Origin of the sequence: Halomonas sp. A29 (assembly GCF_046723295.1) — a bacterium.
In the GTDB taxonomy this organism is placed as follows: domain Bacteria; phylum Pseudomonadota; class Gammaproteobacteria; order Pseudomonadales; family Halomonadaceae; genus Halomonas.
This window is the reverse complement of the sequence record NZ_JAXQPR010000001.1, coordinates 450,449-470,454: the sequence shown is the minus strand read 5'-3', so window position 1 is coordinate 470,454 and position 20,006 is coordinate 450,449. Positions and strand designations below refer to the sequence as shown.

Annotated in this window: 17 protein-coding genes; 10 read left to right on the top strand and 7 right to left on the bottom strand. The window is 62.8% G+C overall.

The window, feature by feature from the left end; all coding sequences use genetic code 11:
* Window positions 1–29: 29 nt before the first annotated feature.
* Both SPH52_RS02305 and SPH52_RS02300 read right to left on the bottom strand, forming a co-directional pair.
* On the bottom strand, window positions 30–995 hold the full coding sequence (locus SPH52_RS02305) for an AraC family transcriptional regulator N-terminal domain-containing protein (RefSeq protein ID WP_411793386.1): 966 nt from the start codon (window positions 993–995) through the stop codon (window positions 30–32).
* Window positions 996–1,127: 132 nt separating this feature from the next.
* A complete protein-coding gene (locus tag SPH52_RS02300; protein ID WP_411793385.1) occupies window positions 1,128–2,138 on the bottom strand; it encodes an MBL fold metallo-hydrolase in 1,011 nt (336 codons plus the stop codon).
* 169 nt (window positions 2,139–2,307) lie between these two features.
* Between SPH52_RS02300 and SPH52_RS02295 the strand changes: the two genes are divergently transcribed.
* From SPH52_RS02295 to SPH52_RS02285, 3 genes are all read left to right on the top strand, one after another.
* Window positions 2,308–3,216, top strand: coding sequence for a LysR family transcriptional regulator (locus SPH52_RS02295; RefSeq protein WP_411793384.1), 909 nt, complete (start codon window positions 2,308–2,310; stop codon window positions 3,214–3,216).
* A gap of 188 nt (window positions 3,217–3,404) precedes the next feature.
* Window positions 3,405–3,854, top strand: a complete 450-nt coding sequence (locus tag SPH52_RS02290) for a (2Fe-2S)-binding protein (RefSeq protein ID WP_411793383.1) — start codon at window positions 3,405–3,407, stop codon at window positions 3,852–3,854.
* 58 nt (window positions 3,855–3,912) lie between these two features.
* On the top strand, window positions 3,913–6,078 hold the full coding sequence (locus SPH52_RS02285; protein ID WP_411793382.1) for a molybdopterin cofactor-binding domain-containing protein: 2,166 nt from the start codon (window positions 3,913–3,915) through the stop codon (window positions 6,076–6,078).
* Between the two features lie 25 nt (window positions 6,079–6,103).
* Here the strand turns inward: SPH52_RS02285 and SPH52_RS02280 are convergent, their stop codons facing one another.
* Window positions 6,104–6,985, bottom strand: a complete 882-nt coding sequence (locus tag SPH52_RS02280; protein WP_411793381.1) for a LysR family transcriptional regulator — start codon at window positions 6,983–6,985, stop codon at window positions 6,104–6,106.
* Window positions 6,986–7,089: 104 nt separating this feature from the next.
* On the opposite strand from SPH52_RS02280, the gene SPH52_RS02275 reads away from it, so the two are divergent.
* From SPH52_RS02275 to SPH52_RS02265, 3 genes are read left to right on the top strand one after another with little or no spacing between them, the layout of a single operon-like run.
* Window positions 7,090–7,668, top strand: a complete 579-nt coding sequence (locus tag SPH52_RS02275; RefSeq protein ID WP_411793380.1) for an SRPBCC family protein — start codon at window positions 7,090–7,092, stop codon at window positions 7,666–7,668.
* Between the two features lie 55 nt (window positions 7,669–7,723).
* Window positions 7,724–8,593, top strand: a complete 870-nt coding sequence (locus SPH52_RS02270; RefSeq protein WP_411793379.1) for an SDR family oxidoreductase — start codon at window positions 7,724–7,726, stop codon at window positions 8,591–8,593.
* Window positions 8,594–8,633: 40 nt separating this feature from the next.
* The gene (locus SPH52_RS02265; protein WP_411793378.1) at window positions 8,634–9,107 is read left to right on the top strand and encodes an SRPBCC family protein; all 474 of its coding nucleotides are present in this window, start codon (window positions 8,634–8,636) and stop codon (window positions 9,105–9,107) included.
* Between the two features lie 282 nt (window positions 9,108–9,389).
* Here SPH52_RS02265 and SPH52_RS02260 read toward each other — a convergent pair whose 3' ends face one another.
* Window positions 9,390–10,154, bottom strand: a complete 765-nt coding sequence (locus SPH52_RS02260) for an SDR family NAD(P)-dependent oxidoreductase (protein WP_411793377.1) — start codon at window positions 10,152–10,154, stop codon at window positions 9,390–9,392.
* Between the two features lie 169 nt (window positions 10,155–10,323).
* Here SPH52_RS02260 and SPH52_RS02255 point away from each other — a divergent pair, with 169 nt between their 5' ends.
* The 3 genes from SPH52_RS02255 to SPH52_RS02245 all read left to right on the top strand — a co-directional run bounded on the left by SPH52_RS02255 (window position 10,324) and on the right by SPH52_RS02245 (window position 13,200).
* Window positions 10,324–11,262, top strand: coding sequence for a helix-turn-helix domain-containing protein (locus SPH52_RS02255; RefSeq protein WP_411793376.1), 939 nt, complete (start codon window positions 10,324–10,326; stop codon window positions 11,260–11,262).
* A gap of 107 nt (window positions 11,263–11,369) precedes the next feature.
* The gene (locus SPH52_RS02250) at window positions 11,370–11,975 is read left to right on the top strand and encodes a TetR/AcrR family transcriptional regulator (protein WP_411793375.1); all 606 of its coding nucleotides are present in this window, start codon (window positions 11,370–11,372) and stop codon (window positions 11,973–11,975) included.
* Window positions 11,953–13,200, top strand: a complete 1,248-nt coding sequence (locus SPH52_RS02245) for an MFS transporter (RefSeq protein ID WP_411793374.1) — start codon at window positions 11,953–11,955, stop codon at window positions 13,198–13,200. The genes SPH52_RS02250 and SPH52_RS02245 overlap by 23 nt, the downstream gene beginning before the upstream one ends.
* 33 nt (window positions 13,201–13,233) lie before the next feature.
* Here SPH52_RS02245 and SPH52_RS02240 read toward each other — a convergent pair whose 3' ends face one another.
* Genes SPH52_RS02240 through SPH52_RS02230 form a run of 3 tightly spaced genes read right to left on the bottom strand, consistent with a single transcriptional unit; the run spans window position 13,234 to window position 19,015 of the window.
* Window positions 13,234–16,308 (bottom strand): efflux RND transporter permease subunit, encoded by a 3,075-nt coding sequence (locus tag SPH52_RS02240; RefSeq protein ID WP_411793373.1) that lies wholly within the window; start codon window positions 16,306–16,308, stop codon window positions 13,234–13,236.
* Window positions 16,305–17,465 (bottom strand): efflux RND transporter periplasmic adaptor subunit, encoded by a 1,161-nt coding sequence (locus SPH52_RS02235; protein WP_411793372.1) that lies wholly within the window; start codon window positions 17,463–17,465, stop codon window positions 16,305–16,307. Before SPH52_RS02235 ends, SPH52_RS02240 begins: the two co-directional genes overlap by 4 nt.
* A 20-nt stretch (window positions 17,466–17,485) precedes the next feature.
* Window positions 17,486–19,015 carry an efflux transporter outer membrane subunit gene (locus SPH52_RS02230; RefSeq protein ID WP_411793371.1) on the bottom strand — a complete coding sequence of 510 codons (1,530 nt, stop codon included), beginning with the start codon at window positions 19,013–19,015 and terminating at the stop codon, window positions 17,486–17,488.
* A gap of 206 nt (window positions 19,016–19,221) precedes the next feature.
* Here SPH52_RS02230 and SPH52_RS02225 point away from each other — a divergent pair, with 206 nt between their 5' ends.
* Entirely contained in the window at window positions 19,222–19,995 is a 774-nt protein-coding gene (locus SPH52_RS02225) for a MipA/OmpV family protein (RefSeq protein WP_411793370.1), read from the top strand.
* Window positions 19,996–20,006 lie beyond the last annotated feature (11 nt).

The following is a 20,006-nucleotide window of genomic DNA, read 5'->3' as shown; positions in this document are numbered from 1 at the left end:
GCGTGTGGCCGACCGGCAGAGATGAATCCTTATGCCTGGTTGGCCACGCTCGCAGGCAATGGGCGCGACATTGAATGCTTAGTCTTCGCAACCTCTTCGACGAGGATCGACGACTTGCCCTGCAAGCGCATAGCGTCCCGCTTCGGCGGCGCCTGGAACAGGCGACCGTATTCACGCGTGAACTGGGATACGCTCTCGTAGCCCACCTCGAAGGCGGCGTTGCTTGCCGAGAACCCTTCGTCGAGCATCAGGCGGCGCGCTTCGACCAGGCGCAGCCGCTTCTGGTATTGCCCCGGCGTCAGTGAGGTCATGTGCTTGAAGTGCTTGTGAAACGAGGTGAGGCTCATGCCGGCTTCCGCAGCAAGTCGCTCCACCGGCACGCGCGAGCGGTACTCGGCCCTGAGGATGGCAATGGCGGCGGCAAGGCGGCCCGCGTGGCTGTCTGGGTCCGCCAGTGTCTGCAAAACGGTACTGTGAGGCCCCGACAGCAGCCAATAGTGCAGCTCCCGCATGATTCCCGGGCTCAGCAGCGGCACCGCTTCGGGGCGATCCAGCAGTTGCATCAGCCGTGAAGCACAATCAAGCAGCGCCGCTTCGGTGTCTACGGCGAATAGCGTAGGCATCTCGGAGGGGCGCCGTGGGCGGGGGCTGCCGAGGTGGGCAGTGAGCTCGCGCAGGATCGCCATGTCCAGTTCGACCGCGATCGCCAGGTAGGGCGCGCTGCGGCTCGCTTGCACGATCCTCCCGACGACCGGCATGTCGGCACTCACCATCGCGGATTCACCGGCAGAGAGAACGCGCTCCTCCCTCCCCACGATCACGTGCTTCGCCCCCTGTAGCACCAGGCATACCAGCGGCTTGTAAACCGTGTGCAGGTCGCCGGTGGGCGCTTCGAGGCACATCATGCGTAATCCCGGCACCGGCGTCAGCGCCATACCGCGGCTATTGGCGTGGCGGCTGGTATAAGTCCGGACAGCCTGTTTGAGCGAGTTCATAGGTTTCCCTCCCGTATTTAGGCTCGAACGTAGCATGAGGGGCACCAGCCACCGGCATGAGCGCCATAGCCAGAAAACCAAATAATAGCGTACCCCTTGATGTGTTATTGCGGGGCCTGTTGTTGCACCGAGTCAAAACTGCCAATTGGCTGGGACCCAGGCATAGCCGGTGTCCGTCTTGAGCATTCGGCCAAGGCCCGGGAAGGGAAAGTGGAAGCCGAGAACGGGGAGCCGGTCTGCAGCCGCCATGTCGAAGATGCGACGGCGGGAGGCCAGTGCCGTTTCTTTGTCACGATCCGGCCCGGGCAGCCATGAGTGATCGATATTGACGATGGGGTGATAGGCAAGGTCGGCCGTCAGCAGGAGCTGATCGCTCCCGGAATGGACAAGGAAGTTCGCCATACCAGGGGTGTGGCCCAGTGCCGGCAGCGTGGTCAAGCCGGGCACGATTTCTGTACCGGCTTCGTACACTTCAATATCGTTGGTGACCGGCTCCAGGCTCTGGCGGATGGCGGCGGCGAAGTGGCGACGGAAATCCTCGGATACCGGCATGTAGGAGAGGTCCGGCTCGTTACGGATGAAGAAGTCCCAGTCGGCACGCGGCGCAAAGACGGTCGCGCGCGGAAATGCCTTGCTTCCATCGGCTGCTCGAAGGTTGCCGACATGATCTGGATGCGTGTGTGAGATAACCACTATGTCGATGTCATCGGGGCGTAAACCGATGGCAGCCAAGTTATCGAAGATGCGACCGCCTAGCGGCCCCATGGTCTGCCCGGCTCCGGCTTCGAGAAGGATTCGTCGGCCATGCGTTTCGATAAGCAGGGTATTGAGATTCAGGGTCATATGGTCGGTCGGCAAGAAGGCTTGCCTTAGCACCTCCTCCAGTTCTGCCTCCGGCGCGTTGCTGGCGTAGATCTGCGGAGGGCCGCCTATCAGCCCGTCGCTCAGCACGGTGGCAGAGATGTCGCCGACGTTTAAGCGGTAATAGCCGACATTCCCACCCGCATTCACATCTTGGGCCGCGGACGACGCAGCGGAAGCCGCCTGCGCAAGGGCGATGCCGCCGGTCGGCAAGATCAGTCCCGCCGCTGCCGAGGCCGCTGTCAGAATGATCTTTCTACGATTCAATGTAATTCCGCTCATGTTTGCACCCGTCCGTTTATCCGGCTGCAGGAGCCGTATTTGTTTTCAGCGTCGGCCAGGCTGCGATTATCCGAAACCGAAGCCTTGCGACATGTTTCTCAGGATGACGCAGATTGGCTGTGCGGATAAGCTAACGAAAACGGATCAGCTTATTAAGCAGGACTTTGCAATGCGACCGCTACGCCTGGACAGCTTGGAGATCTTTGAGGATGTCGTGCGCTGCGGTGGCTTTAGAGCCGCCGCGCTTGGTAGGGGCGTATCATCGTCAGCCATCAGCCAGTCGATCAGCGCGCTCGAGGAAGCGCTGGGTATCCGGCTGCTGAATCGAACCACACGCAGCGTCGCGCCTACTGAAGCAGGCGAGCGGCTTCTCGAGCGACTTGGGCCCGCCCTTCACGACATCAGAACGGCGATCGACGATCTCAATCAGCTTCGAGAGCGCCCATCTGGCACCGTGCGGATCAATGCACCGGGGCCGGCTGCCGATCACCTGCTGTGCCCGCTGGCCTTTGAATTCATGAAAATTTATCCCGACGTCAACGTCGAGATCGTCAGTGATGCGGCGATCATCGATATCGTGGAGCAGGGTTTCGACGCTGGCGTGCGCTTCGGGAATCAACTCGCCCAAGACATGATCGCCATGCCTCTGGGCCCCGAATTGAGATATGCCATCGTGGCTTCGCCCGATTATCTTCGCGAGCGCGGTCGGCCCGACTCACCAGGCGATCTCCTGCAACATGACTGTATTCGCCGCCGCTTCCCCGGCGGCACCATGGAGACGTGGACATTCGAGAAGGATGGCGACGAAGTGGAAATCACGCCGCAAGGCCGGCTGACGCTGAGTTCAGCGCATCACGAGCGCCAGGCTGCGATTGCCGGATCGGGAATTGCTCATCTGTTCGAGGATTACGTCCGCGATGATCTCGAACAGGGCAGGGTGGTGGAAGTGCTCGGCGACTGGAAGAAGCAGTTGCCGAGTTGGTATCTGTACTATCCGAGCCGGCGGCATACCAGTGCGGCCATGCGGGCCTTTCTTGAGTACATCCGCAATCGCAAATGGCCTCCTACCAGCAACTAATGCTCCACAGGCTATCGGTAAGCGTGCAGCGGCACATATCCCAAGCTTTTCTCATGAGATAACACTGACCCGACAGGATCCGGCAAGTTTTGCGTAGGGAGTGGCAAGCTCTCGTCTGGCTAAACGGTTAAAAGTGAATGGCGAAGCGTACTGCCACGAACCAGAAGCCAGGCCAAGGAGAAGCACTCATGACTGCATTCACGCTCAACGGGCGCGAGGTCGAGGTCACCGCCGAGCCGTCTACGCCATTGCTCTGGGTGATTCGGGAGCAACTGAAACTCACCGGTACCAAGTTCGGTTGCGGCGTCGCGCAATGCGGTGCCTGCACGGTGCATGTCGATGGTGAGCCGGTGCGCTCCTGTGTTCTCCCGCTAGCTGGCGCCGAAGGCCGGTCCGTCACGACCATCGAGGGGCTGTCCGAGGATGGCTCGCATCCCGTCCAGCAGGCCTGGGTGGAGTTGGACGTACCGCAGTGCGGCTACTGCCAGTCGGGGCAGATCATGAGCGCGGCTGCGCTGCTGGCACAAAACCCGAGCCCTTCCGACGAGGAGATCGATGAGGCGATGCGCGGCAACCTGTGCCGCTGCGGCACCTATTTGCGCATCCGGGCGGCCATTCACCGTGCCTCCGAGGCCTGATGAGATCCGTTTTCCATCGATCCATTTCCATTACGCTTACCGAGGCGCAGGTAGAACGATGAAACCGCAAGATTTCTCCCTTACCCGTCGATCCTTCCTGGCAGGCGCTGCCGCGGCTGGCGTCGTCCTCGTCGTTCCCCTTCGGCTGCCGGCATGGGCGCAGCAGAGCGAGGATGCACGCATATCGCAGGCCTTTATCCGCATCGACACGAGTGGTCAGGTGACCTTCGTGCTGCCCACCAGCGAAATGGGCCAGGGAACCCATACGGGGCAGGCCCAGATACTCGCCGAGGAGCTTGGCGCCGACTGGTCGAGCATCGCCGTCGAGATGCCGAAGCAGCCGACGCCCGATTACAGGGTTACGTTCACCGGCCAGATGCGCTCCGTGGGCTCGTTCGGCATCCGTTACTGGCACGATCCGTTGCGCCTCGCGGCCGCCCAGGCGCGGGAAATGCTGACCCAGGCGGCGGCCGAGCGCCTCGATGTAGCACCCGCGGCGCTGCATGCCGAGAACGGCTTCATCGTGCATTCCAACAGCGGCCAGAGAATCCCTTTCGGTGAGCTGGTGGAGGACGCCTCGTCGTTACCGGTGCCGGAGGAGCCGACACTGCGCCCCGACGACGAGCGAACGCTGACCGGACGCCGGGTGCCGCGCCTCGATACACCGCTGAAGGTAACGGGAAAAGCGGTGTACGCGGTGGACGTCGAGCGCGAAGGCATGCTGTATGGCGCCGTGCGACTCGCCCCGGTCTTTTCCGCCGAGGTGGAGTCGATCGACGAGGGCAGCGTCTCGGAAATGCCGGGCGTGGTGGCAGTGGTTCGCGTGCCGCGCGGCGCGGTGGTCGTTGCCGACTCCTGGTGGCAGGCCAAGCGGGCAGCCGACGCGCTGGAAATCACCTTCACTCCGACGCCGGCGGATACGCTCTCCACGGACGAGATAGACGGAATGTTTCGCGACGGCCTGGAGCGAGCCGATGTGCCGGTCACGACGCTGCGTGGCGACGCCGAGGCAACGCTGTCGACCGATGGTCAGGTCGTCGAGGCCGAGTACTCGGTGCCGCTGCTCGCCCATGCGTGCATGGAGCCGATCAACTGCACCGCTGAATCCACCGAGGAACGAACGGAGCTGTGGATCGGTACCCAGGGCCAGGACGTCGTCCGCATGACGCTCGAGAACGCGCTGCAGGTACAGGCCGAACAGCTCTTCATCAATACCACCTACCTGGGAGGCGGCTTCGGCCGCAAGACCCATGGCGAGATCGCCCTCCAGGCAGCGCTGGCCAGTCGCGCCGTCGGCGGCCGGCCAGTAAAGGTGCTCTGGGCGCGCGAGGACGACGTTAGGCAGGGCCAGTACCGCCAGACGATGAGGTGCCGCTTCCAGGCAGTCCTGGACGATGCCGGCAACATCACCGGCATGCGCATTCGCGTCGCCGGGCCGCAGATGGGCCGCGAATACGGTATCGATCCGGAGCAGCGGGCACAGGCGACGGGCAACCTCGCCAACTTCGATCCTTTCTCGCTCGGCGGGCTGTCGGACATGCGCTATGTCATTCCGAACTTTGTCGTGGACCACGCGGTGGTCGATCTGCCGATCCCGCTCTGCCCCTGGCGTTCTATCGCTCACTCCTTCAACGGTTTCTTCTTCGAAAGCTTCATGGACGAATGCGCGGTGGCCGCGGGTCGGGATCCGCTCGAGTTTCGCCGAAGCCACAGCGAAGGGCAGGAGAGGATGCTTGCCGTTCTCGACCGAGTGGCTGAAATGTCGCGATGGGACGAGCCGGCGGCGGAGGGCATCGCACGCGGCTTGGCGGTGGTCGAGAGCTACGGCTCCTACGTCGCTCAAGTGGTCGAGGCTCGCGTCGACGACGATGGCATCGATGTGGAGCGAGTCCATGTGGCTATCGACTGCGGACGTGCGATCAATCCGGACCAGGTGGAGGCGCAGATGCAGGGCTCTGTCATCGATGCGCTCGGCATGGCACTGAGGCAGAAGGTGACGATCAATGATGGCCGCGCCGAACAGTCGAATTTCCATGACTACCCGCTGCTGCGCATCGGGGAGGCGCCATCGGTGTCGGTGAGTATCGTCGAGATCGGCTCGCCGCTGGGTGGGGTCGGTGAGCCGGGCATTCCCCCGCTCGCGCCTGCACTGGCCAACGCGCTGTTCGCCGCTACCCAGCAACGGGTCCGCAGCCTGCCGTTGTCCGATCACATCCAGGTCTAGGGCATCGATGATCGCGTCCCATCGATTACGCCTGAACGACGAAGGATCCATTGGGGTAATAGTTGCAGATGAACTCCACAAAGGCCCGGACTTTGGGGCTCTGCAAGCGTCGAGACGTGTGCAGAACCCATAGTTCGACCTCGTCGCCGGCCATGCCCCAGGACACCAGTTCGCCTTTTTCAAGAAGGCTTCCGATGATGGACTGCGGCAGCATGGCCACCCCCGCGCCGGCGGTAACGGCATCGCGGATTGTCAGGAGCGAGGACAGCCGTAGCACGGGCTGTGGTTCGACAATGAGTTGGCTATCGCAGACGGACCAGACCTCACCGTCGCGATAGGTCGGCATCACGACGGCCGGTACTTGAAACGGCTTCTCACTACCCCCCTTCGGCATTGGAACAGTGGGGGAAGCGACGAGGACCAACCGGTCCCGGGCGAAACACCTGCCGACGAGTACGCTGTCCTTACGGGGATTGATGCGGATGGCGACGTCGAAGTGCTCGTCGATGAGGTTGGCGAGTCGGTCCTCGGACACGACTTCGATTTGAACTTGGGGATGGACCGCCTGGAATGCGGCGGCAAGCCGTCCCAGCGCCACTTGCGAGAACAGCAGCGGTGCCGCGATGCGCAGGCGGCCTCTGGGCGCCACAAGGCCATCGCGTGCCGCCGCTACGGCTTCGGCAACCTCGCGCATCGGCCCTTCGATTCTGGCCAGCAGCAATTGTCCGGCTTCAGTCAGTTCCAGGCTGCGCTCACCGCGTTCGATGAGCCGAACGCCTAGCGCTTCTTCGAGATCGGCGACGCGGCGCGACAGGGTCGCCTTGGACCTGCCGCTGGCGCGACTGGCTCTTCCAAAGCCGCTGTGAACGGCCACCAGTTGGAAATCATTCAGGGCGTTTAGATCCATAGCGTCTCAAATTTGATACGAACCGTCTCTATTTTAGTGTCTTTGTTTTGAATATGAAACCTTCTATTGTTCGGTCATACGCAATCCGAACCAAAGGAGTTCTTATGAAAAGCGCTAAGACACTGGTCCTGACTTCCCTGGCCGACGAGCCGCGCGGTAACCATTCGGATGGAGATAGTGGCGACGCTGCTATCCATCGCGCCGCACGGCCGGGGATCGCAGTCACGCTGGAGCGTTTTATCCCTGGCGACATCGGAGACGTTTTCGACTTCGTTGCTGCACAGGACGTGCTGCCAAAGATCCTCACGGGTTACGGGCTCGTGCCAGGTGTGGCGTCGACCTCGGACGTCTCTGGTCCCTGGGACCGGCCCGGCTCGACACGCACCGTGCACCTTCTCGATGGCAGTACCGTGCGCGAAGGCCTCACGCATTACGACCGCCCAGCCTTTTTCGCGTACCGCGTCAGCGACCCGAGCTTTTCACTGAAGCACCTGATGTCGCATGCATGCGGCCAATGGTGGTTCGTGGCCGTAGAAGGCGGAACGCAGGCTAAGTGGACCTATACGTTTCACGCAAGAAACGGCCTGGTGGCGATTCCACTCAAGCTTTTCGTAGGCACCCAGTGGAAGGGATACATGAAGGTCTGCCTGAACAAAATTGTCGACCATTTCGACGCCGCGTGACGTTTTCACGCCCAAACCAGTATCAGTAAACAACCCGCAACCCAAGGGAATCATCATGACCATTCTCGTTACCGGCGCAACCGGCACTGTCGGCCGCCAAGTTGTCGAACAACTCGTCAAGCGCGGTGCCGATGTCCGCGCGCTCGTTCGCGATACTTCGAAGGCCAACTTCCCGGCGAGTGTTGGCGTCGTCCAGGGTGATCTGCTCGACGTGGACTCGCTGCGCAATGCCTTCTCCGGTGTCTCGACGCTCTTTCTGCTCAACGCGGTGGTGCCCGACGAGTACACCCAGGCGCTGATCGCGCTCAACATCGCTCAAGAGGCCGGTATCAAGCGAATCGTCTACCTGTCGGTGATCCACGGCGACCGCTACGTGAACGTGCCGCACTTTGCGGGCAAGTACGGCGTGGAGCGCATGATCGAGCAGATGGATCTTAACGCCACGATCCTGCGTCCCGCCTACTTCATGGGCAACGACCTCACCATCAAGGACGTGGTGACCGAATACGGCATCTATCCGATGCCGATCGGCAGCAAGGGCCTGGCGATGGTCGACACTCGCGACATTGGCGAGGTTGCGGCCATCGAGCTCCTGCGCCGCGAGCAGTCGGCCGTGCCGCTTCCGCTCGAGCGGATCAACCTGGTCGGCCCAGACACGCTGACCGGCTCGGACGTCGCTGCGATCTGGACCGACGTACTGGGTCGCAAGATCGCCTATCCAGGCGATGACACTGCCGCGTTCGAGCAGAGCCTGCGGCAGTTCATGCCAAGCTGGATGGCCTTCGACATGCGCCTGATGAGCGAGCGTTTCATCACGGAGGGTATGGTCCCCGAAGCCGGCGACGTCGAACGGCTGACAACGCTCCTGGGTCGCCCGCTTCGTTCCTATCGCGAATTCGCCACCGACGCCGTGGCCTCAACCTGAGGCCGGCGTCACGCCGACTCACCCTGACAAGGACCTCATCATGATCTATTCGACCGCCACCCTCCCCGTGAACCCGGTAGGGGAAACCACTCTGACCCGCGCGCAGGCGTGGCAGGGCCTGGTTCTTAAGGCCCGCGATGCCCGCCTGTTCTTGCCCGAAGGCCTCTGCACCCGCTGCGATGTCGTGGAGGAAAGCGCGACGCACTTCGTGCGCGAGGCCACCATCGCCGGCACCGATCTGCGCGAGATCATCACCCTGGAGTCGGAAAGCAAGGTCACCTTCTTCCAAGCCACGGGCCCCCGCGAAGGCGCGATCATCAACGAACTGTTCGAGGACGAGGCGGGGACGCTCCAGCTTCGCTTTTACTGCTACCTCGGCCTGCGTGGTAAAGAGCCGGGCGGCACTGAGGAGCAGGCCGAACAGGCCCAGTTCGACAGCGACAAGGGCTACAAGGCCGCCTTGCTATCGACGCTCAAACGCACCCGCGAATTGATCGCGGACGGCAAGCCCTGAAACGGGCGTCTGCCTTTTATTACCGACGTATCGAAGGAAATCGCAGCAGGGCTACGCCTAACTGTTCGCCGTGGTGTTAGCCATACTGCGAGCTGGCCGATGCCGAGCTCGAATGACGCTGCGTCGGCCTGATCGGCGCGGGCGATGCACTTACGGCGGCGATGGTACGCGGCCACTGCAGCGAGGCAGACGCGGCAAAGACGTTCGCCTCGCTGATCCAGGGGGGGGCGCCACCGCGCCATGATGTGTTGGCTCAAGTGGCTACGAGGTGGGGCACCTCCCTCAGCCCGCTGTGACGGTCATGCCTCCGTCGGTCATCACGACAGAGCCGACCATGAAGCTCGCGCGCTCCGACGCCAGGAAAGCGACCACTTCAGCGATCTCTTCCGGTTGTGCCGCGCGACCAATGGGTGCGCCCTCACCGTGTTGGGCCAGAAAGCCAGGGCCGTCTTCCATGACATCGTTGAGGATATTGGTAACCACATCGCCCACCCCGACGGCGTTAACACGGATACCGTGCTCGATGACTTCAAGCGCCAGCGTGCGGGTCAACTGGGCCAGCGCCCCCTTCGATGCGGTGTATGCCGCAATGGTCGGGAAGGCAAAGTAAGAGGCATAAGAGGCGATATTGACGATCGCGCCGGACTTGTTCGGCTTCATTGCTTTCACGGCTTCGCGGCAATGCAGAAACGCCGCAGTCGCGTTCACGGCCTGAATGCGCTCCCAGTCTTCCCGCGTCATGTCCTGCACCAGCTTGTTGATGATGATTCCTGCGTTGTTCACCAGAATGTCGAGCCTGCCGAACTTCTCGACCGCCAGGGCAACCGCATGTTCGGCGGCGCCGTCCAGGGTGATGTCTGCCACAAGGGGCACCAGCCCCGGCCGGGCCAGCTCTTCGACGGAAGGGTTGAGGTCTTCTGCGACGACCTTCGCGCCACGTGCATGCAGCAGCAACGCAATGGCCTTACCGATGCCGCTGGCAGCGCCCGTTACCAGGGCGACCTTGCCTGCAACTTCCTGTGGAACAGCGTCTATGATGTCAGTCATGTTTTACCTCCAGAGACGGGCCACGCGAACCTTCGCCGGCCAGCACCCATCGGGGTGCAGTCGTTAATGACGGTTTTACTATCGCGCAGGAGGGCGGGAGCGGCTTTTGGAGGCTTGCGCCGGCTATCGTGGTTTTGCGCCGAGGAGCAGCGCTGATGGGTCGAACGTCGTGAAGGAGCACGAGTCTATCGTTCCTCCTCAGGACATCTTGCGAGTCCCGGCCGAGTCGATGTTGCGAAGCTTGCCGAGCGAGCACCTGGCCCTGCCGCAACGCTTTGGGGTGCAAGATGTGGTGCTGCAGCTATTCACGCATCGCAGCATCGCTGAACCCATATTGGTTCCGGCCGTGGCCGAACCGCTGCTCGTCATGGTGCTGTCCGGATCGGCTATGGTCGAGGAGCGCGCGCTGGGCGGCGAGTGGAAATCAACGCAGGTGCAGGAGGGGGACTTTTTCCTGACCAGCACTGCGCTGCCTTACGAGATGCGCTGGCAGACCCGAAGGGGCGACTCTTTCGAGGTGATGCATCTCTATCTCACTCATACGCTGATCGATCATGCAGCCCGCAACCTGCTGGGTAGCCAGGCCGGCCCGATCCGCTTCCTCGACGTTTCCGGCGGACGAGACGACCTGGTGCGAATACTGGTCGAGCAGATGCGGCTGGAGCTGGTCAAAAGGCCTGAGCCAAGTTCACTGTTCGTCCACAGCCTGACTCAGGCATTGACCGTTCATCTGGTCCGCACTTACCGCGACCCAGAGGTCCTGGGCAGGCGCAGCAACGCGCTGCAAGCCTACAAATTGCGTCGCGTCATCGACTTGATGGAGCAGCGCCTCGCCGAATCCTTTTCCCTCGCGGACTTGGCTGAAGCAGCGCATTTGAGCGAGTACCACTTCAGCCGGCTGTTCAAGCGAGCGACGGGGCTGCCACCGTTGCAATACTTCATTCGGCTGCGCATGGACCGAGCCCGTCAGCTGCTGCTGGACACCGGCCGCAGCATCATCGACATCGGGATGGAGGTCGGCTATTCGAGCCCTGGTCACTTCTCGCAGGTATTCCGCCGCCAAGTTGGTATCACCCCAAGCGCCTATCGCAACCCGGAGCACGGCTAGAGGTCTGCGGCTTGAGGTTTGCGCTGATTCCAGTACGCGCCCGGCCTTGACACATCGGAGGATGGTGGCCACCTTGATAGACAGACTTGTCTGTTCGGTGGCGCTTCATGAAGACGAAGGATTCATCGCCGGTTTCCCGGCCTCGCGAACGTATTATTGAGACCGCCAGCCGGCTGTTTTTCCGCCAGGGCTATTGCTCGACGGGCATCAACCAGATCATTAGCGAGTCCGGTGTCGCCAAGGCCAGTTTTTATGCCCATTTCCCGAGCAAGGAAGACCTCGCCATTGCTTGGCTGAGGCAGCGCGAAGAGAACTGGATGCAGCAGCTGGGGGAGCGTGTTGGCCAGCACCAATCGGCCGAGAAACGTATCGCCGCCATGTACACCATGTGGTACGACCAGATCTGCGAGGAAGGCTACCGTGGCTGCGGATTCATTAATATGGCCGGGGAGTTCAGCAGTGAGGAGAGCCCAGTCAGGACCTGCGTGCGCGATCATAAGAACCGAGTCAGGCAGTTTGTTGCCAACCATGTTCTGGATCAGCACCGGGATACGATGACACCTGGCGGATACGATGAGCTGGTCGATGCGGTCTACTCGCTTTTCGACGGCGCCATCGTTCAAGCGCAGAATTTCATGCAGGACTGGCCTATTGAGGCTGCGCTGAAGGCTTCCATCAACATGCTCCCTCATGAACGTGGCGAAATTTCTTAGGCCTATGAATAGGTGCCTACCCATCCTGCTGAAGCGAAACTCATCTTTCAATGTGGTCGGCGCCGGCCTCTTGATAGTGGCTTCCACTTACGGACTGTCGCGCTATACCTATGGCCTGTTCGTACCTGCCATCAGGCAGGATTTCACGTTGGATCAGGCGACTGTGGGTGCCATTGGTAGTGCTTCCTATCTGGGGTATATGCTGGCAACGCTCGTCAGTCCGTTGCTGGTGCGCCGCTTCAGTGTCCGCCTGCCGATCTTGTTGGGTGGAGCGACGGCAACGCTGGGCATGACATTGATCGGCCTGGCGAATAATCCGCTGTGGTTGGCACTGGGTGTCACGCTTGCCGGCTGTAGCCCAGGCCTGGCTTATCCACCGCTTTCCGATGCGATCAAGCAGCTGTGTCGTGCGGAAAAACGGAGTCGCTACTATGCCATCATCAATACGGGTACCAGCTTTGGGGTGATGGTATCTGGCCCCTTGGCACTTATCGCGGGCCCTCGTTGGCAGTTGGCTTGGTTGTGTTTTGCCTTTATCGCGCTGTTTGCCACGCTATGGAACCTGCTGATAATGCCGGGCAATGCGAGCGAAGCCGATGATAAGGAACGTGCTGACAAAGCATGTGCGGATAATGCTCGCGCTGATCCCATGCGGGTATTGCTGAGGCGCAAGTTGAAAGACAGGGCGGTTCGCCATTTACTGCTGGGCGCGTTGTTGTTCGGCTTGGTAACTTCCGTTTATTGGACGTTTTCCGTTGATTTGATAGCGGGGGAGAATGGCCTGTCTGATGCAGGGCGCGTGATGTTCTGGATGGTGGTCGGTATCGCCGGTGTCGCGGGTGGGTTGGCCGGCGAGCTGGTGACTCGCTTCGGGCTGGCCAAGGTGTTGCAATGGGCGTCGCTGGCCATTGCGGTCTCGATCGCAATGCTTACCATGGCGAGTGGAGACATGCTGGTGCTCACACTATCGGCAGTGGTGTTCGGTGCCATGTTTATTCTCATCACCGCGCTATACGGTATCTGGAGTGCCAGCTGTTTTCCTGAGGCACCTTCCGCAGGTTTTGGTTTGACCTTCTTTCTCATTTCCGCTGGACAACTGATATCGCCCACCCTCGCTGGGGTAGGTGCGAAGCACTGGGACATGTCAGGCGTTTTCCAAGTAGCCGCCGTACTCTGCCTGGGGCTCCTGCTGTTGTTGCCCGCCCAGGATATCCGGAGCATGTGAGAAATCCCGGGCGGCCACGGTTGCACGGCTATTCTAATCCGCTGGATAGGGGGACTCGGGCGTAGGAGTCGACCGCCCGAAGCGCCTGGCGGTCCACTGCACGGCGTCGTCCACACAGCTGTACACCACCGGGATGACCAGCAGGCTCAGCAGCGTGGAGGTCATCAAGCCCCCGATCACGACGAAGGCCATGGGGGCCCGGAAGCTGGGGTCGCCCGCCCAGCCGAGCGCAATCGGTGTCATACCCGCTCCCATGGCGAGGGTGGTCATCACGATCGGCCGGACACGCTTGCGGCAGGCATCGATGATCGCGTCCCAGCGACTCAGGCCGTGATCCCGGCGCGCGATGATGATGTAGTCGATCAGCAGGATCGAGTTCTTGGTGGCAATGCCCATCAGCATGATCATGCCGATCATTGCGGGAAGCGACAGGGCCGAATTGGTGAGGAACAGGGCCAGGAAAGCCCCCGGGACGGAGAGCACCAATGCCACGAGGATGGTGATTGGCTGCATGAAACTCCCGAACAGCAGCACCAGCACCATGTAGATACACAGGACGCCGGTCAGCATGACAACACCGAAACCGGCTGCCACTTCGGCCATTTCCTCTGCATCGCCCGCCGCCGCCTGGTGAATGCCTGGCGGTAGCTGGCGCACGCTGGGCAGCGCCTGAACGATCTGCTCTATCTCCCCCAGGGGCCGACCCTGCAGCACTACCTCGAAATTGACGTTGCGCAGGCGGTCGTAGCGGGTGATTTCCGCTGGCCCACTGCTCCATTCGAGAGTCGCCACGTTTTCGAGCGGCACCATCCCCCTCGCACCGGGGACGGGTAGACGCCTGAGGGTCGCGATGTCCTGCCGGGCGACATCCGCCAGGCGCACCATCATCGGCACCTGCCGCTCGCTGAGGTTCAGCTTGGGCAGATCCTCGGCGTTGTCGCCCACCGTGGCGATGCGCAGCGTGTCGGCGATGGCCAGGGCCGATACGCCAAGGTCGGCGGCGCGGGCAAAATCGGGGCGTACGATGAGTTCGGGCCTGACCAGGCTGGCCGTCGAACTCACGGCGCCGAGGCCGGGAACGGCGCGTAGCTCCCGTTCGACCTGCCGGGCATGCTCTGCGAGCACCCGGCTGTCCTCTCCGGCCAGCGCCAGCTCATAGGTATCTCCCGAGTCGTCGGCTCCCACGCGGGTTCGTACACCGGGAAGCGTGGCGAGCGCACCACGCAGCTGCTGCTCGATCGCCTGCAGCTTGATGCCCGCGCGGCTGGCACGGTCCGCCAGGCCCACGGTCAGCACCAGGCTGGTCACCTCGGCATCGCTGCTGTTTGATGTACCCCCGACGGCGGCGAAAACACGCGTGACATAGGGATTCTCCTCAAGCCTTGCGCGCGCTTGCTCGGCAAGCAGCATCGCTTCCGGCAGGGTGCTTCCGGGCGGCAAGGTGAGTGTCGCCTGGGTCTGGGAATTGTCGTCGGGCGGTATGAAGGCGCCCGGCAAGGTCGATGCCAACCATAGGCCGCCGGCGAAGCATGCTGCCGCCGCGACGAGGGTTGTCTTGCGGTGGCGCAGGCACCAGCTGGCGCCGACCAGATAGTAGGCAATCCACTTTGGCTGGTGATGAGCTTGGCGGGGTTTGCGCAGCAGGTAAGCGGCCATCATCGGCGTGAGAAGGCGTGCCACTATCAGCGAGAACAGCACCGCCACCGAGGCCGTCCAGCCGAACTGGAAGAAGAAGCGTCCCACCGTACCGCTCATGAAGGCCGTGGGCAGGAAAACGGCAATCAGCGTGAAGGTGGTGGCGACCACCGCCAGGCCAATTTCCGCTGCCGCATCCATAGCGGCCCGACGAGGGGGCTTGCCCATCAGCAGGTGCCGTTCGATGTTCTCGATCTCGACGATGGCATCGTCCACCAGCACCCCGATCACCAGCGAGAGTGCCAGCAGCGTCACGACGTTGAGCGAGAAGCCCATCAGGTGCATGAGGCCGAAGGTGGGAATGATCGACAGCGGCAGTGTCACGGCGGCGATCAGCGTCGCGCGCCAGTCGCGCAGGAACAAAAACACCACCAGCACGGCCAGCAGCATGCCTTCGTACAGCAAGCGTATGGAGCCCTGGTAATTCTCCCGTACGGGCTCGACGAAGTCGAAGGCTTGGTGGATCTCGACATGGGGGTATTGCGCCTGCAATGCCGCGATGGCGGACTGCACGCCTTCGGCCACATCAACCTCGCCGTAGCCTCGGGCTCGCGTCATCTCGAAGCCGACGACGGGCACCCCATCGAGAAGCGCCGCCGTACGCCGCTCGGCCACGGTATCGGTGACGCTTGCGACCTGGTCGAGGCGGATGCGGCGGCCATCGCCGAGCGCCAACTCCATCGCCGCCAGTTCGGCCGCCGAGGCGACGTTGGCGACGATGCGCACGGCCTGTTCGGCGCCGCCGATATTCGCGCGTCCACCGGGGGCTTCCAGCTGTGCCTGGCGCAACTGGCGCGAGATATCGAGTGCCGTCGTGTTCAATGCGAGCAGGCGATCCGGGTGCAGCTCCACGCGGACTTCGCGATCGACGCCGCCGATCCGCCTTACCGAGCCCACACCGGCAACGGTCAACACCGCCCTGGTGACCCGGTCATCCACGAACCAGGACAGCGCCTCCTCGTCCAACTGGGATGAGGTCACCGTGTAGAGCAGAAGCGGATCGTTAGAGAACTCCCGATTCTGAATTATCGGGTCTCGCAGCTCGGCGGGCAGGTCCGAGCGTATGCGAGAGACGGCGTCGCGTACGTCATCGACCGCCTCCTGTATGGTTTTTTCCAGCAGGAACTCGATGCCGATCTCGGCGTGTCCATCGGTCAGCGTGGTGGTGATGTGCTTGACGCCGTCCACCGTGGCAATGGCGTTTTCGATCTTGCGGGCGACTTCGGTTTCCATCAGGGCGGGGGTTGCCCCCGGCAGCGAGGCGGAGACGACCACCCGGGGGATATCCACATCCGGCAAGTCCTGGATAACCATGCCCTTGAAGGACATCAGCCCCAACGAGGTCAACAGTACGAAGAGCAGGGCGACCGGGATGGGGTTGCGAATCGCCCAGGAGGAGGTATTGAGCGTCATGGCTGCCTCGCCGATATCGATGTCGCCAGTCTTTCCATGCTCTCGGCAATTCCCTCGCCAAGCCCCTCGACCACCTCTACGCGATCGCCGTTGCCGAGGAAGGCCCCACCCGAAGCAACGACCGGGGTGTCGGGCTCAAGCCCGGAGAGAATTTCGATCCGGTCCCCCGTGTGCTGGCCCAGGGCGACTTTCGATTCCGCCACCCGGCCGTCTTCATCGACACGGTGCACATAGCCGAAGCCGTCGCGGATCTGCACTGCGGATCGAGGCAGGGTGAGGGCCTGGCGTGTTCCCAGCGCGAACTCGCCGCGCGCAAACATGCCCGCCCGGGCGGCTTCGCTTGTCGGTAGATCGACATAGACCAGGCCATTGCGGGTGGCGGAATCCACCAGCGGCGCGATCATGCGCACGCGGCCCTCCAGCTCGCCACCTCCCGGCAGGGTGACCCTGGCGCTCTGGCCGGGCTGCAGCCTCTCCAGATCGGAAGCGGCAACCTCGGCCCGCCATTCCAGCCGACCGAGCCGGATCAGGCGAAACAGTTCCTGACCCGCGGGAAGCACCGCGCCGACCGTGGCACTGCGCGACGAGATCACGCCATCGTCGGGGGCGAGTACCTGAGTCTGGGCCAGGCGGAGTTGCTGCGTGTTCTCGACGGCCCGCGTCGATTCCAGCCTGGCCTGCGCTGTACGCTCCGCCGTGATGTACTGGAATATCTGCTGTGCCGACATCGCGCCTGTCGCCTGTAACTCCCGGGCGCGCTGTGCGTTGTCTGCGGCTTCGGCGAGCGTCGCCTCGGCCTCGGCGACGGCGGCGCGGCTCTGCGCGAGTTCGGCGTTCACCGTATCGGACGCGAACGTCGCGAGCACCTGGCCGCGCTGGACGACGTCGCCCACGTTGACCTCGACGCTGGCCAGGCGCAGGCCGTTTGCCTCGGTGCCGATGCTGGCTTCCTGCCAGGCCATGATGTCCCCGTTTGCGGATAGTATGGTGGGCAGCATGGTGGGTCGAGGCGTGGTGACTGCCACGGTCAGTGCGGATTGCGCGACCGTTATGGTTTCATCCTCCGCGACCCTGGCGTCATACATGACCCAGGCGAGCGTTGCGGTTAAGCCCATCGCAACGACCGCGACGGCCGCGAATGAACGTGGTTTGCTCATCGTGGTGTTCCTTGATTCGTTCATCGGACCGCTGCTTCGCTGCGTGCGGCATGCACTTCGGTTGCAGGCCAGCCACCGCCTAGCGCGCGATACAGCCGGATCCAGGCGGTGATTCGCTCACGCTGCAGTTCGATCACGGCGCTCTGCGCGGCAACCATGCTGCGGCGCGTGTCCTCGAGCTCGAACAGGCTGGCTATACCGGCGTGGTAGCTGGCTTCGGTGGCCTCGAAGGAGCGTTCGAATCCATCGGCGGCGATGGCCGCGTCCTCGCTGCGCTTGGCCGTGCTGTCCAGCATGACCAGCGCGTCCTCGACATCGCGGATCGCTTCCCGCAGGCGCGCGGCATAGACGGTGGTGGCGGCCTCGTAGCGAACGCGTGCCGCTTGTGCATTGGCGCGTCGCGTCCCGCCGTCAAACAGCGGTAGCGTTACCGTCACCGGCCCGATACTCCATACGCTGCCATTGGTGCTGATGCCCCCACTGGCGATTCGTGTCGTGCCGATGTTTCCGGCCAAGGTGATGCGAGGCCAGCGCTGCGCCCGCGCCTGATCCGAATCGGCGCTCGCCGCCACTACGTCACGCGCTGCCGCGTGAATGTCGGGGCGCTGTGCCAGCACCTCGGCCGGCATCGCCGTGACACTGAGTTCGGCCGGCCGTGGCAGCCGGCCGGTTGTGGTGGCCAGTTCTCGGCGCAGCGCCGCTTCGTCCTGGGCCGCAAGGGCACTCAATGCCTTGACCAGAAGTTCGCATTGCGTCCGCTGCTCGATCAGAGTTACGTTGCCTTGCGCCGCACTGGCATGCGCCAGCTCTGCCTCTGCCGGGGGCCGGAAGCCCTTATCCGCCACCAGGCGGGTGATCTGTGCCGTTTGCGCCCGCGATCGGGCATCGATTTCGACCTGCTGGGCCAAGGCTTCGCAGGCGCGTAGCTCGACGTAGGTCGTTGCGATTTCGGCTGCGATCGAGACCCGGGCGTCGTGCCAACCGGCCTGGCTGGACTCGAGCCGGGCTTGCGCGGCGTTGACGCCGGCACGTCCTGCGCCGAACAGGTCCAGCTCCCAGCCGACCTGCAAGCCTGCCGAAGATGAAGTGCCGACCGGCGCATCCAGGTCCGATCGTCCCCGGCTCGCGCTGACGCTCGCATCCAGCGCGGGCATCAGGGCGGCGCTCTGCGACACGCGCGCGGCCTGGGCATCGGCGATGCGTGCGGATGCCTGCGCCACTGTCGGGCTGACTCGCTGCCCGGCCTCGATGAGATGCAGCAGCAGGGGATCGTCGAACTGGGCCCACCATTGGCTCAGGTCCGTCAGCTGCCCGCCGTGGGGCAACGGAGCGTGCCACTGCTCGGCCACGGGCGCCGCGGCGCTGCCGGGCAGGGTTTCGGGTAGAGCCTGGGGCATGATCGACGCGCAGCCCGCGAGGAGCGAGGCCGCTGTCATGACAAGCCAGGTCGCAAGCAACCGCGGCTTACGGCCTGGAAGCGTCTCACTGCCTGCCGCAAGTCGCCGGAGGGGCAGGAAGGCAACGGGAATGTCATGGGTGGATGGGAGCATGCGGTGTCCTCGTCTCTCATGGGACGGGACTATCCGGCCATGCGTCTTTCAGAACTCTTACTGATGGTTCGGAGCGATCGAGTGTTTTCGGTAAGTTTTCCGTAAGTGCGCGGCTGCGAAAGTGGGCTTCTTTTAACAACACGCGAGAAACGCTCATGTCACTAATACCCCCGTTAGTCTCGAGCTCCCATACTTCTGTCTCACGCATGGCGGCCGCTTCAGCGCTGGCCGTTGGGCTCTGCACCGCAGTCACGGCCATGGCCCAGGAGCCAACCGATGCCAGGTCGTCCTCTACGACCTGGGGGCTGGGTCTCGGCGTAGTAAGCGAGCAGGAGCCTTACGCCGGTATCGGCCGAGACAACTCGCCAGTACCGCTGCTGCTGTTCGAGAACCAGTACATTCATCTATTCGGCCCCCAAGTCGAATTCAAGCTGCCGAGCCTCGACATCAGCGACTCTCAACAGCTCAACTTCGGTATCGTCGGCAAGTACGACGGCAGCGGCTACGAGGAGGACGACGCCCCGATTCTCAACGGTATGGACAAGCGCAAGGGCGGCTTCTGGGCCGGCGGCAAGGTGGAGTGGAGCACTGACTTCGCCGATGTCAGCGCCGAATGGCTGGCTGACGCATCGGGTAACAGTAACGGCCAAGTCGTCAGTCTCGGCCTGGAGAGAACATGGCGCTTCGGCAACCGCGTGCTGCTCACTCCCTATGCGGGGGCTAGCTGGCAGGACGATAAAGCCGTCGATTACTACTTCGGCGTTCGCGACAGCGAGGCGCGTATCGATCGCCCCGCCTATGCTGGGGAGTCCGCTACCAACATCGAGGCGGGGGTGCGTGGCGTCTACATGTTCGACAAACACCACTCCGTGCTCTTGGGAGCCGAAGTCACGAGCCTGGCGGATGAGATCAAGGACAGCCCACTGGTGGATCGCTCGACCACCAATAGCGTGTTCCTTGGCTATATTTACCGCTTCTGATGAGTCGGGCC